13 protein-coding genes are annotated in these 13,249 nt (G+C 64.3%); all 13 read right to left on the bottom strand.

Annotated features, from left to right (window positions below; translation table 11 throughout):
- Positions 1–18: 18 nt before the first annotated feature.
- The 13 genes from DKY63_RS21795 to DKY63_RS21855 are packed head-to-tail and all read right to left on the bottom strand — an operon-like array spanning position 19 to position 13,199.
- On the bottom strand, positions 19–1,245 hold the full coding sequence (locus DKY63_RS21795) for a beta-ketoacyl-ACP synthase (RefSeq protein ID WP_110965976.1): 1,227 nt from the start codon (positions 1,243–1,245) through the stop codon (positions 19–21).
- Entirely contained in the window at positions 1,245–1,973 is a 729-nt protein-coding gene (gene fabG / locus DKY63_RS21800; RefSeq protein ID WP_110965977.1) for a 3-oxoacyl-ACP reductase FabG, read from the bottom strand. Before fabG ends, DKY63_RS21795 begins: the two co-directional genes overlap by 1 nt.
- Entirely contained in the window at positions 1,970–2,443 is a 474-nt protein-coding gene (locus DKY63_RS21805) for a hotdog family protein (protein WP_110965978.1), read from the bottom strand. The genes fabG and DKY63_RS21805 overlap by 4 nt, the downstream gene beginning before the upstream one ends.
- On the bottom strand, positions 2,440–3,636 hold the full coding sequence (locus DKY63_RS21810) for a beta-ketoacyl-[acyl-carrier-protein] synthase family protein (RefSeq protein WP_110965979.1): 1,197 nt from the start codon (positions 3,634–3,636) through the stop codon (positions 2,440–2,442). The genes DKY63_RS21805 and DKY63_RS21810 overlap by 4 nt, the downstream gene beginning before the upstream one ends.
- Complete coding sequence (locus tag DKY63_RS21815; RefSeq protein WP_204354254.1) at positions 3,633–4,241, bottom strand: hypothetical protein; 609 nt, start codon at positions 4,239–4,241, stop codon at positions 3,633–3,635. Before DKY63_RS21815 ends, DKY63_RS21810 begins: the two co-directional genes overlap by 4 nt.
- Positions 4,241–4,966, bottom strand: a complete 726-nt coding sequence (locus DKY63_RS21820; protein ID WP_110965981.1) for a class I SAM-dependent methyltransferase — start codon at positions 4,964–4,966, stop codon at positions 4,241–4,243. Before DKY63_RS21820 ends, DKY63_RS21815 begins: the two co-directional genes overlap by 1 nt.
- Positions 4,963–6,210: an NAD(P)/FAD-dependent oxidoreductase gene (locus tag DKY63_RS21825; protein ID WP_110965982.1), complete on the bottom strand. Its 1,248-nt coding sequence runs from the start codon at positions 6,208–6,210 to the stop codon at positions 4,963–4,965. Before DKY63_RS21825 ends, DKY63_RS21820 begins: the two co-directional genes overlap by 4 nt.
- The gene (locus DKY63_RS21830) at positions 6,197–7,357 is read right to left on the bottom strand and encodes a sodium:proton antiporter (protein WP_110965983.1); all 1,161 of its coding nucleotides are present in this window, start codon (positions 7,355–7,357) and stop codon (positions 6,197–6,199) included. The genes DKY63_RS21825 and DKY63_RS21830 overlap by 14 nt, the downstream gene beginning before the upstream one ends.
- Positions 7,354–9,687 (bottom strand): MMPL family transporter, encoded by a 2,334-nt coding sequence (locus DKY63_RS21835; protein WP_110965984.1) that lies wholly within the window; start codon positions 9,685–9,687, stop codon positions 7,354–7,356. The genes DKY63_RS21830 and DKY63_RS21835 overlap by 4 nt, the downstream gene beginning before the upstream one ends.
- A complete protein-coding gene (locus DKY63_RS21840) occupies positions 9,677–10,342 on the bottom strand; it encodes an outer membrane lipoprotein carrier protein LolA (RefSeq protein WP_239499322.1) in 666 nt (221 codons plus the stop codon). Before DKY63_RS21840 ends, DKY63_RS21835 begins: the two co-directional genes overlap by 11 nt.
- Positions 10,343–10,371: 29 nt before the next feature.
- Positions 10,372–10,797, bottom strand: coding sequence for an acyl-CoA thioesterase (locus DKY63_RS21845; RefSeq protein ID WP_110965986.1), 426 nt, complete (start codon positions 10,795–10,797; stop codon positions 10,372–10,374).
- Positions 10,790–12,334 (bottom strand): HAL/PAL/TAL family ammonia-lyase, encoded by a 1,545-nt coding sequence (locus tag DKY63_RS21850; RefSeq protein ID WP_110965987.1) that lies wholly within the window; start codon positions 12,332–12,334, stop codon positions 10,790–10,792. Before DKY63_RS21850 ends, DKY63_RS21845 begins: the two co-directional genes overlap by 8 nt.
- The gene (locus tag DKY63_RS21855) at positions 12,315–13,199 is read right to left on the bottom strand and encodes a glycosyl transferase (RefSeq protein WP_430523166.1); all 885 of its coding nucleotides are present in this window, start codon (positions 13,197–13,199) and stop codon (positions 12,315–12,317) included. Before DKY63_RS21855 ends, DKY63_RS21850 begins: the two co-directional genes overlap by 20 nt.
- Positions 13,200–13,249 lie beyond the last annotated feature (50 nt).

Below are 13,249 nucleotides of genomic sequence, written 5' to 3' on the forward strand. Positions count from 1 at the left end.
GAGCGTGGGAACGATCAGTTACGCCCAACGCTTGAAGATCAGCGACGTATTCACCCCGCCAAACGCAAAATTATTGTTCATCACGAACTGATGACTCATCTGCCGGAACTCGCCGCGCAGATAATCGAGCTTGCCGCAGTTGGGGTCGACTTCGTCGAGGTTGAGGGTGTGCACGTACAGGTCGCGGTTGAGCATTTCGATGCTGAACCAGGACTCCAGTGCACCACAGGCGCCGAGGGTATGGCCGAGGAAACTTTTTTGCGAACTGATGGGCATGTGTTCGCCGAACAGGCTGCTGGTGGCCAGGGTTTCGGCGATGTCGCCCTGTTCGGTGGCGGTGCCGTGGCCGTTGACGTAGCCGATGGCCGATGGCGCAAGGCCGGCGTCTTCCAGGGCCAGTTCCATGGCCCGGCGCATGGTGACCTGCTCGGGGCGGGTGGTGTGCTGGCCGTCGGCATTGCTGCCGAAGCCGACGATTTCCGCGTGGATGCGCGCACCTCGTGCCAGGGCGTGTTCCAGTTCTTCCAGCACCAGCATGCCGGCGCCTTCACCGATCACCAGGCCGTCACGACCGGTGTCGTAGGGGCGCGGGGACAGGTGCGGGGTGTCGTTTTTCAGGCTGGTGGCGTAGAGCGCATCGAACACCATGGCTTCGGTCGGGCACAGCTCTTCGGCACCGCCAGCGAGCATCAGCGGCAGGCGACCGAACTTGATCGCCTCGTAGGCATAGCCGATGCCCTGGCTGCCGCTGGTGCAGGCGCTGGAGGTGGGGATCAGGCGACCGGTGAGGCCGAAGAAGATGCTGATATTGGCCGCCGTGGTGTGCGGCATCATGCGCACGTAGGAGTTGGCGTTCAGGCCTTCAGCCACCGAGTTGAGCAGCATGTTGCCGAACGCCTTGATCTCGTCGGTGCTGCCGGTGGAGGAGCCGCAGGCAACGCCCATGCGCCCGTCCTTGATCATGTCGTCACCCAGCAAGCCTGCGTCGGCCAACGCCATTTCCGATGCGCCTACAGCCAGCCGCGAAACCCGGCCCATGCTGCGCAGTTGTTTGCGGGTCCAGTGGGCCGGCACCTTGAAGTCATCGATGGGCCCGGCCAGGCGAGTGTTGAGTTCGGTGAAGCGATCCCACTCGTCCATCCGGCGGATGCCACTGCGGTTGGCCGCGAAGTGGCCGGCGATGCTGTCCCAGTCGCTGCCCAGAGAGGTGATGCCGGCCATGCCGGTGACGACCACGCGTTTCATCAGCACAGGCCTCCGTTGACGGCCAGCACCTGGCGAGTGATGTACGACGCTTCCGCCGACATCAGGAAATTCACCGCGCCGGCCACCTCTTCCGGGGTGCCCATGCGTTGTGCGGGAATCATTTTCATCAGTTCTTCCACCGGCACGTTTTCATCGAGCATCGCTGTGTCGATCAGGCCGGGGGCGACACAGTTGACGGTAATCTTGCGTTTGGCCAATTCGGTGGCCAAGGCCTTGGCCGCGCCGATCAACCCGGCCTTGGAGGCGCTGTAGTTGACCTGGCCACGGTTGCCGATCAGCCCCGACACCGAGGTGATGCAGACAATCCGCCCGGCGGCGCGACGACGGATCATCGGCATCATCACCGGGTGCAGCACGTTGTAGAAGCCGTCCAGGTTAGTGCGCATCACCACATCCCAATCATCCTCGCTCAGCGCCGGAAAAGCACCGTCACGCGTCAGGCCGGCGTTGAGTACCACGCCGTAATAGGCGCCGTGGTTTTCCACATCGGCTTCGAGGGCGGCCTTGCAGGCGGCACGGTCGGACACATCGAACTGCAGGATGCGCGCCTGGCGGCCCAAAGCCTCGATTTCGACTCGAACGGCCTCGGCATCCGCCACGCCGCTGCGGCAATGCAGCACGATGTCATGCCCGGCCTGGGCCAGGCGCAGGGCGATGGCGCGGCCGATGCCACGGCTGGAACCGGTGACCAGTACGAATTCAGTCATGCCTGCGTTCCTTGTGAAGTGCCTTGGGGTTCATGGAGATATTGCGTGGCCTGGGGCGGGCGATACACGTTCAGGCGGGCACTGGCGTGAATGCCCGGCCCATGGATGTGGCATTCGAAAACCCCCATGCCGTTGTCGTCTTCCAGCGAGCGCAAGCCATGGATGTTCAGCTCGGTGCCGGCGGGGAAACTCTCGACGTTGCACTCGAACTTGCGGCTGCCGAGCAGGAAGCCCAGTTCCACTTCATCACCGCGCTGGCGCGCATGGCAACCGGCGAAGGCGGCGACGCTCTGGGCCATCAGTTCGATGCCCACCCAGGCGGGCAGGCTGCCATCGGGGCGATTGAACAGCCCGGTCGGCTTGACCGTAAGGCCGGTGTGAATCTGCTCCGCGTCGAACGCCAGGATCCGGTCGATGAGGATCATATCGCCGGCGTGGGGCAGCAGTTCGGCGAGCGGCCAGTCAATCATGGGGCGTCTCCGATAATCAGACTGACGTTGTTGCCACCGAAAGCGAAGGAATTGCTCATCAGGTAGCGGGGACCAGTGGACGTCAGGCGCGTGGCCGGGGTCACCCATTTCAGGACGGGCAGCTCAGGATCCGACTGGTTGTCCCAGACATGCGGGGGCAGGGCCTGTTCTCGATTGTCGCTACTGAGGCTCAACCAGCAGAACGCCGCTTCCAGTGCTCCCGCCGCACCGAGAGTGTGGCCGGTCATGGGTTTGGTGGACGAGCAAAGGACGCCTGCCGGGAACAGCGTGTTGACCGCCGTGCTTTCCATGGCATCGTTGTGCTGCGTAGCGGTGCCGTGCAGGTTCAGGTAGCTGATCTGTTGCGGTTGCAGCCCGGCGCGGCTCAAGGCCTTGCCCATGGCTTGCAGGGCGCCACGGCCGCTAGGCTCCGGCGCGGAAATATGGTGAGCATCGGAGCTGGCGCCGCATCCAAGCAGTGCAATCGGCCGGCCTTCAGCGGGCTGCCGACTCATCAGAAACAGCACCGCCGCTTCGCCGATGTTGATGCCATTACGGTTCACCGAAAACGGGTTGCAGCGCTGATCACAGACCGCATCCAGTGCCGAGAAGCCGTTGAGGGTCAGCTTGCACAGGCTGTCGACGCCGCCGCACAGCACCACGTCGCATAGGCCCAGGTCGAGCAGGCGCTGGGCACTCATCAGCGCGCGGGCGCTGGAGGTGCAGGCGGTGGAAATCACATAGGCCGGCCCGCTCAATTGCAGCCACTCGGCGAGGAAATTCGCCGGCGCACTGAGCTCCTGCTGCTGGTAGTCGTATTCGGCGGAGAATTGACCGGTATTCAGATAGTGCGCCAGGCCCTGGCTGGCTTCTTCGATGCCCGAGGTGCTGGTGCCCAGGACGACGCCGATCCGCTCGCGGCCATAGGTCTGGATGGCCTGGTCGATGTCCTCGCGGATTTGCAGCGCGGCTTCCAGCAACAGGCGGTTGTTGCGGGTGTCGTGTCGGGAAAACCCGGCTGGCAGGGCTGCCAGTTCGCCTTGCACCGAGCCCACGGGCAACGCCCGATCGGGCACCCATCCCGCTTTGCTGCGCATGCCTGAGCAATCGCCGGCAAACAGGTTTCGCGCGACTTCATCCTTGCCGCGGCCCAGCGAGCAGATCACCCCGAGGGCATTCAAATACGCGCTCATGGCGTCTCTCCGCTCAGCGGCGTGACGTGGTATTTCGGGCCTTTGGGCAGATTCAATTCAAAGTTCATCGATTGTGAATAACGCACATCCCAGCGCTCCGGCAGGGAGCGCAGGTCGCCATGTTGCCAGGCGAGCGGGTAGTTAACGGTCAGCTCGTCCTTGGGGGTCAACGCAAACAGCAGCGCGGCGAACAGCTCCCGGGCTTCCGGATTGGGCGGCAGCAAGCCATCGGCCTGCCACTGGCGATCCTCGAGCTTTTGCCGGGCCTGGGGAATGCCCAGCAGGTCCATCATCGACCAGCGAACGGCCGGGCCCTCCTGCTGGATCACCAGCACCCAGTCCTGGCGCTGTTCGTCTTGCAGGCGTTCGATGTGCAGTTGCAGGGGGAGCGGCAGCGTCGGCGTATTTTCGGGCAGCGGTGCGCGGCTGGAGCAGGCGCTCAACAGCAGAATCACGCAAAGCAAAAGAACACCCATGACCCCTGTAGGAGCGAGCCTGCTCGCGATGGCGGCCTTGCAGTGGACATACAAGTTGGCTGACCCACCGCTATCGCGAGCAGGCTCGCTCCTACAGGTCGGGTATTTCAAGGAGCCGAATGTGAACATCAAACAACACCTTCAAGAGGCTTGCGCGCCACCACATTGACCAGCGTCTCTTCCCGCTGGCCAAAGGGTTTGGGCTTGCACACACCCAACAGTTCCAGCAGGCCGAAATCTGTGGCACGGCTCCACCACAGGTAGGGATAAGACACGTTCTGCGGGCCGAATTCGAAACCCTGTTGGCGAATCATCTCCAGGTACTGCGCCGCGCTTTTTTGCACCTGCATCGGGTGCCTGAACAGCCAGCGAATTACCCAGGTATCAATGTAGGCCTCGGTGGATTCGGCGAACAGCAGATAGCCGCCCGGCTTGAGCACGCGATAGAACTCCGCCAGCGCTTTTTCCTGCTCCACCAGATGATGGAAGGTCTGGTGACAGAACAGCAGGTCGACACTGGCGTCGGCGATTTTCAGGTTCGCGCAGTCGCTGTCGATCAACTCCACCGCCATACCCAGATTGACCGCTTCTTCGCGGCTGCGTTGCAGGCTCTGCGGGTCGGCATCCACGCCGATCAGACGGCCGGGCATGAAGGCCTGGCGCAGGTACTTGAAGGACTTGCCCTGACCACATCCGGCATCCAGCAACAACGGTTGGCTCGGCGGGGCTTCGCTGAACAGGCCGCGCAAATCCTCGATCGCCACGCGCAGCACATAGTGCTGCCAGGTGCGGCTGCGCAGGAACCACAGACCGAAGCGGGTCTCTTCGACGTAGTTGTCGCTCGAATAGGTCATGACGCCGTCCTTGCACAGAATTCTGAAATGGCCTTCAGCCGACGTTTGGCACCGCTGACGAACGGATTACGCTCGTCCCAGGCATAACCGGCGAGGATCGAACTGATCATGCCGCGGATTTCCCGGGAACTGCCCTCATGGAAAATCACATCCTGGAAGGTCCCGGCATACCAGCCTTCGACGTAGCAGCGGAAGGTATCGACACCGCGCTTGAGCGGTACGGCGAATTCCCCCTGCCAATCGACCGTTTCGCCCTGCAACTGACGGTGCAGCACGCCCGCCGCCATGCTCGCCGAACGCATGGCGATGGTCACGCCGGAGGAGAATACCGGGTCGAGGAACTCCGCGGCATTGCCCAGCAGCGCAAAGCCCGGGCCGTGCAGGGTTTTGACGTTGGCCGAGTAGCCGCCGATGGTGCGCGCCGGGGTATCCCAGATGGCATTGCCCAGCACGCGAGCCAGGCTTGGGGTTTCGCTGATGAAGCCGCGCAGGCACGCATCAAGGTCATCACCACGCCCCTCGAAGTGCTGCGCGGCGGCCACCACGCCGACCGAGCATCGGCCGTTGCTGAACGGGATGGTCCAAAACCAGATGTCGCGCTGGGTCGGGTGGGTGCTGACGAGGATTTTGCTGCGGTCGAAACTTGGGCTGTCGATGCGGTCTTCGACGTGGGTGAACACCGCCTGGCGCACCGGGAAGTTCGAGGGTGCTTCGAGGTCGAGCAAACGCGGCAGGACGCGCCCGTAACCGCTGGCGTCGAGCATGAAGTCCGCTTCGATGCGGTATTCGCTGCCGTCTTCGCGGCGCACACCCAGTTGGGGTTTGGTCGCCTCGATGTCGACGCTGAAAAGGGTTTCGCCGTAGCGGATTTCCACCCCTTGCAACGCCGCCTGGTCGGCCAGCAATTGATCGAAATCGGCGCGCTGCACCTGGAACGTGGTGGTCTTGCCCTGGCTGAATGCCTCGCCGAAATCGAAGGCGCTGTAGTGCTCGCCCCAGGCAAACGCCGCGCCAGTCTTGACCTGGAATCCCGCCGCGTTGACGGCTTCGAGCATGCCCGCTTCCTCGACGAAATCCAGGCAATGGGCCAACAGGCTTTCGCCAATGGAAAACCGTGGGAAATGCTGGCGCTCGATCACCAGCACGTCGTGGCCCTTGCGCTTGAGCAGTGCGGCGGCGATGGCGCCCGACGGGCCGGCGCCGATCACCAGGACCTGGCGGCGTTCCATTTCAACGGTGGGCATGGGGGCTCCTTGCCGGGGCAGCTGCATTCAGGGGAATCCGGTGCATGCCGGCCAACGCCGGCAGCAGGGTCGCGACCAGGCCCATCACCATCAGCGCAAAGTACAGCGCCGGGCTGATGAGCTGTTGTTGCAGCAGCAGGTTGAGAAACACGATCTCGCTCAGGCCGCGAATGTTCAGCAGCACGCTTTCCCGCCAGCGGCTGGCGCCCGGGAACGAGGCGCCGGCCCAGCCGAGACCGAGCCAGTTGCCGAGCATTTTGCTGGCAATCGGCAACAGCAGCAGCGCCGCCAACTGCACCCAGCCGAGGCTGTCCAGTGCGCTGTGGACGTTGATCTGCACGATGCCGAACGTAAGGATCAGCGGGATCGCCACGTATGTTTGCAGGCGGCTCATCCAAATCGCCGGCAGCGGGTGCGTCAGCGGAGCTTTCAGCACGGCCATGACCAGCACGTAACCGATGCCGAAAATAAGCGCGTTGAGCTTGTAGTGCTCGGCCACCACCAACAGTCCGAAAAAGCCCAGGCTGTACAGTTTCAGCTGGCGCAGGCCGAGCAGGCGCAACAGCAGGGGCAGGCAGGCGCCGACCAGCGGCAGCAGCAGGCTGCTCAAGTGCAGGGTGCCTTGGGCGATGGCGAACAGGGTCCAGCAGGCGAGGTCGATGAGGATCGCGGTTTGCACCAGTCGCCGGGTGGCGCTGGCGGGGTAATCGATGTGCCGCAGGTACAGGTACAGCACCGGTATCGCGGTGATGGCGAACAACAGGCCGACGGCCAGCGAACTGATCCAGGGCTGCGCGGGCAGCAGCCAGATCGCCGTGGCCAGGCCGCAGGCAAACGGAATGCAGAAACTCGGCAGGGCAATTTTCAGACTCTGGCGATCCAGGTGCAGGTCGATCACGTCGCTGAGGATGTAGCCCAGCAACAGCGCAAAACTCAGGCTGTAGAGGTTCTTCAGCCAGACCGGCGACACCAGCGCCGCGCCGCTGAGCTGCCATTGTGGCTCGACCCAGAAATACATCAGCAACGGCAGGCCGACGGTCGCCAGCAACAGCTGGCTGACAATCGGAATCAGGCCGAAGTGACGGCCGACACGGGTGGCGGCGGCGAACAGCGCCAGGGCCATGGCCCAGAACAGCGCAATCATCATGCTGTCGGCTCCGCGACCGTGGCGGTGTGTGCCTGGCGACCGGCCCAGGGCGCGAGCATGAAGCTGAACATCAGGCCCAGGCTGACCGACAGACCGAAATTGCTCACCGCCGGCGTGCTCGACACCGCCAGCAGGCCGAACGACAGCCAGGTGGTGAGCGCCGCCAGCAAGGTACCCAGCAGGCTCACGGCCGCGCCGCCCACCTGTTCGCGCATGAGGATCGCGTAGTCGACGCTGATGGCCGTCACCAGCAGCAGGCCGAACAGGCTGAACAGGGTCAAAGGCTGCCCCAGCCAGCCGAGACTGGCCAGGCTGCACAGGGCGGCCAGCAGTGGCAGGGAAACGATGCGCAGCGCGCCGCCCAGGCCGAACGGCAGGATCAGCACCAGCACGATCAGCACGCAGGAGGCGAGTTTCAATTCGGCGGCGCTGATTTGGGTCGCGGCGAACACTTCGTTCAATTCCCCCAGCCGATCCACCAGCTTCACGCCGGGCAAATCTGCGGTCTGGACCCGCAGCAGCGACGGATTGTTCAAGCCTTGCAGGCTGACCATCGCCGCCACGCCGTGCGCGGTCGGCCCCAGCCACAGCAGGCGATAGGGTTCTGCCAACGGCCCGGCCAGCGCCGCGTCGATGTCCTGGGTGGGCAACGCCTGCAATCGGGCCAACTCGGTTTGCAGCGCCTCCACCGGCACCCCGACCCCGAGCAATGGCTGCCAGAACGGCGGCAGTTTGCCCAGCGCCTCGCGCACCCGTTGCTGCTCGTTGGGCGGGCTGACCAGTTGGTTGAGCGACAGGTAGCCCTCGAGCTTGTCCAGATTGATCAGTTGATCGAGGCGATCATCCAGGGCGTCCTGGCGTTCAAGCAGTTGCTGTTCATCGGCGGCCTGCACCAGGAAGAACTGGCTGGTGGGTTGATAGCCGGTGATCCGCGCGATGGTCTGGGCTTCGTCGGTCAATTGCGGTGGTGCGCTGATCCATTGGCGGATGTCGTTTCGGGATTCCAGTTTCAGAAGGCCGCCGGCACAAAAGGCAATCAGCAGGGCCAGCAGTACTGGGGTGCTCAGGTGTTTGAGCAAGGCTTCACGACAGGCGAGCAAATGACCGGAAAGCCGCAACGGCCATTGCGCTGGTTGTAGCTCAACACCCTTGAGCAGCGCCGGCAGCAGGCATACGGCGGACAGATAGGCACCCAGCAGGCCGGCGGCGGAGAACACCGCGATCTGGGTCAGCGCCGGGAACGGGGTCCAGGCCAGTGCCAGGTAACCGATGGCGCTGGTGGTCAGGCTCAGGGTCAGGCCTGACAGGGTCAGGCGCAGGGCCGGCCAACTGCGCCAGGGTTGCAGGCTCCAGCTCTTGGACAGGTAGTGCAGCGGGTAATCGACGGCCACGCCGATCAGGCTCGAACCCAGCACCAGTGTGATCGCGTGCATGTGGCCGAACAGCGCCACGCAGGCCACGGCGCCGAACAGCATGCCCACCAGCACCGGGACGAAGGCCAGCAACACCCGCCAGCGACGGAAGGCCAGCAACAGCAGCAACAGGATGCCGAGAGTGGCGCCACCGCCGACCCAGGTGATCTCGCGGGTCGCTTGCTTCTGGCCGTTGGCGGCATACAGCAGGCCGCTGGCGGCCAGCAGTCGTACGTCGGATGCGGCGGCTTGCGCGCGGCTGCGCTCAAGCAGGTTCGCCACTTGCAGCGGCAGGTTCATGTCGAAGGCGTTGCCCGTGGTGCGCGCCCGCACCAACACCCAGCTCTTGCCATCGGCATCGGCGATCAGGGCACCGCTCCCGATGTCCAGTTGCACCGCGCCGTGTTGCGGCTGGCTGTTCTGGATGCGCCCGGTCAGGCCGAGCCAGTCGTCCTGGCTCGGCACCAGGCTGAATCCGGTAAAGGGGTCGAACAAGGCTTGTACCCGCTGCTGGATGAACGCATCGGGGTGTTCGATCAGTTGCCGGCGATCATCCGCCGACAGCATTGCCAGGCGACCTTGCAGCAGTTGCGCGCGCAGGGCCGGCAAGTCGGCTTGCAGGTTCCACTGGACCTTTTCGAACAGGCCGCTGGCTTGCCACTGCTCGCTCAGTTTCTGCGCCATGGCGACCGCCTGCTGGCGATCGGTGTGGCCGACCAGCACCAGCATTTCGCGGTTCAGCGGCTCCTGCATGCGCTGTTCGGCGCGTAGCTCCAGGGCGTCCGGCGCGGTGCCGGGCACCAGTTCCATCAGGTTCGCCGACAGCGGCGCGCCGTCGCGCCACTGCCAGCCGGCGAGCGCCAGCACGGCCAGCAGCAGGATCAGGAACAGGCGCGGAAGCAGGCGTTCACTGGGCAAAGTCGCGTTGCTCCGCGTCGCTCAACGGTTGGGCGCTGGTGCTGTCCTGCATGCGCAGCAGGGTGCTGTCGCCCTGGGTTTCCAGCAGTTCGATGCTGTTGACCAGTTCGGCGCCGGTGATGTTGATCTGGTTGAACACCTGCTTGAGCAGCATCGAGCGTGGTACCAGCGTCAGCTTCCAGTTCTGCGCGTCGCCGTTCAGGGACAGTTCGAAATCCCGTTGCAACCCGCTGCTGTCGCCTTGCAGCACCGCGAGGAACAAGCGGTTCTGCTCGGCACCGGCACTCTTGCCCGGCAGCATCTGCCAGCCACTGGCGTCACGGCGCGCGATGCCCTGGGCCGTGATGCGGTAGTCCTGTTGCAGCGGTGTTTTCAGCAGCCACAACAAGCCGTGGTTTTTCGCCAGGACGAAGGTGCCCTTGCTGGTCAACGGCTGGGGCAGGGCGCGCAGGTGTTTTTCCTGGATGAAGTTGCCGTGGATCACATCAGGCTTGGCCAGTTGGTCGCTGAGCTGTTGCAGATCGAAGGCCTGGGCCAACCCCGGAATCCCCAACAGTACACAAAACACTGTAGGAGCGAGCCTGCTCGCGAAAAACCTGAGGACGCCTCGGGGTGTCAGGTGCCCCGCGTCATCGTTAACGACCATCGCGAGCATGCTCGCTCCTACAGGGGATCGGGTGAGCATCATGGCAAGACCCTCTCGACCGCGTCGGTGAAGACTTTCGGCGAAGCCAGCAGCATCTCGCGAGTGCCCATGTCGACGGCGACCTGCACGGAGACGGCGCGGGTCATGCGTTCGCCGGTTTCCAGGTCGCTGATCAGGTAATTGATCTTCAGACGGTTCTCCCACTCCACCAGATTGGCCCGCACATTCAGCTTCTGACCGAACACGGCACCGCGTATGTAGCGCAGTTGCAGGTCGATCACCGGCCAGGCGTAGCCAGACTCGGACATGGCGGTGTAATTGTGGCCGATCTTGTCCAGCAACGCGCAGCGGGCGACTTCCAGGTACTTCACGTAATGGCCGTGCCAGACCACGTTCATGCTGTCCACGTCGAAGAACGGCACGAGGATTTGCGTATCGGTGTGAAGCACGCCCTTGCTACGCATGCAGCCTCCAGTGTTGTTCGGCGATGCGTTGCAGGCACAGGCGCAGTTCGCCCTCCAGGGCGCGGTCTTCGATCACCGGCGCAAAGTCTGCGGCCAGTTCTTCGTGCATGGCAGCCAGGGCCGGTGGCAGCGGCCGCGCATCTTCGGCTTGCCCGCGCAGCCACACGCCCTGGTTGGCCGCCAGCAGGGTAGCGGCGGCGACCTGTTCGGTCAGCTCCAGCACACGAATCGCATCGCGGGCGGCGATGGTGCCCATGCTTACCTTGTCCTGGTTGTGGCACTCGGTGGAGCGCGAGAACACGCTGGCCGGCATGGTGTTTTTCAGTGCTTCGGCGGTCCAGGCGCTGGCGCCGATCTGCACGGCCTTGAAGCCGTGGTTGAGCATGGCGCGCTCGGCGCTGGCGCCGGACAGGTTGCTCGGCAGGCCGTGGTTGTAGCGTTCGTCTACCAGCAGCGCGAGCTGGCGATCCAGCAGGTCGGCGACGTTGGCCACGAGGTTCTTCAGGCTGTCCATGGCGAAGGCGATATGGCCGCCATAGAAGTGCCCGCCGTGCAGCACGCGCTCGGCTTCGGCGTCGATGATCGGGTTGTCGTTGGCGCTGTTGAGCTCGATTTCGATGAACGAACGCAGCCAGTTCAGGCTGTCCGCCAGCACGCCGAGGACGTGGGGCGCGCAGCGCAGGGAATAGCGGTCCTGCAGGCGGTGCAGCGGCGCGGTCGGCGCGTCGATGGCCAGGTCCTTGCGCAACCAGGCGGCGACTTGCATCTGCCCCGGATGCGGCTTGGCGGCGAATAGACGCTCGTCGAAATGCTCCGGGTTGCCTTGCAGGGCGACCACGTTCAGCGCGGTGATGCGGGTTGCCAGTTGCAGCAGGTAATCGGCGCGGGCGTAGGCCAGGCAGGCGAGGCCGGTCATCACCGCCGTGCCGTTCATCAGCGCCAGGGCCTCTTTCGGACGCAGCACCAGCGGCTGCCAGCCCAGTTCGCGGTGTACGTCGGCGGCTTGCCTGCGCTCGCCGCGATACATCACTTCGCGCTCGCCGGACAGGGTCGCGGCGACATAGGACAGCGGCGTCAGGTCGCCGCTGGCGCCCACCGAACCTTCCTCCGGGATCAGCGGCAAAATGTCGTGTTCAAGGAACGCTTGCAGGCGCTCCAGCAATTCCACGCGCACCCCGGAAACCCCGTGGCACAGCGACTGCAAACGCGCCGCCAGCACCGCGCGGGTGGCCTGGGCGTCGAGCAGCTTGCCCAGCCCGCAACCGTGGAAGGTGAACAGGTGCTGCGGCAGCGCCTCGACGTGATGCAGCGGCACTGCCACCACGCAGGAATCGCCGTAACCGGTGGTCACGCCATAGATCACGCCTTCCTTGTCCAGCAGCGAATCGAGGAAACGCGCGCCCTTGGCGATGCGCTCGCGGTAGGCGGGGTCGCCCTGCAACTGCGCGGGGGCCTGACGGTTGGCCACGGCCAGCACGTCTTCGATGCGCAAAGGGAGTTCGCCGAAAGTTACCGGCTCAAGCGTTGGCGTCGTCATCGGTCTTCCAGAAAGGGTAAAAGTTGAACCATTGTCGGGGCGCTTCGAGGCAATAGTGACCCAGGCGCTCGGCATAGCGGGAGGCCCACTGATGAATGACCTGCTCGCGATCGCTGCGCTTCCAGGTGATGGCCTGGGCGAAGGGCTCGATGGTCAGGCGATAGTGGCCGTCGGGTTTCTTCAGGCACATTAGCAGGTGGATCGGGCATTTCAGCAGGCCGGCCAGCAGCCACGGGCCCTGGGGGAACCTGGCCGGATGGCCGAGAAAGTCCACGGTCACGCTGCGCCCGCCATGCAGGGGCACGCGGTCGCCGGCAATCGCCAGCCACTCACCGCGCTCCAGGCGCTCGTGCAGTTGCAGCATGATCACCGGATCCAGTTCACTGACCTGAATCAGGCGCAAATTGGTCGCCCCGGCTTCGCCCAGCAAACGGTTGAACTGCTCGGCGTGCTTGGTGTGCACCAGCACGTTCATGGTCACCTTCTCGCCGATCTCCGCCAGCGCGCGGCAGACTTCCAGATTGCCCAGATGAGCCCCCACCAGCATCTGCCCGCGGCTGCCGCGCAACTGGTGGCGCAGCAGCGCCGGGTCGATGATTTCGATCTGCTCGATACTCAACTTGCGGTTCCACACGTCGAGTTTGTCGAGCATCGAGTCGGCGAAGGCCATGAACTGGCCGAACACGCGCCAGTGGGTCGGGCGCAGCTCGGGTCGGGCACTCCAGTCGGCCAGGCGTTGCTGGTACTGCCAGGCGCTATGGCGTGCGGTGCGTCCGAACAGGAAAAAGTACAAGACGATGCCGTACAGCACCGGGCTCAGCATCCGGCGGCCGAGGACTTTGGCGCCGAAGGCGGTGAGCTTCATCAGCCAGAAGCTGCCGCGCTCCTCGCGGTCGGCCCAGTGTTGCTTGTCGC

It is taken from the genome of Pseudomonas putida, from assembly GCF_003228315.1.
Lineage (GTDB): Bacteria > Pseudomonadota > Gammaproteobacteria > Pseudomonadales > Pseudomonadaceae > Aquipseudomonas > Aquipseudomonas putida_S.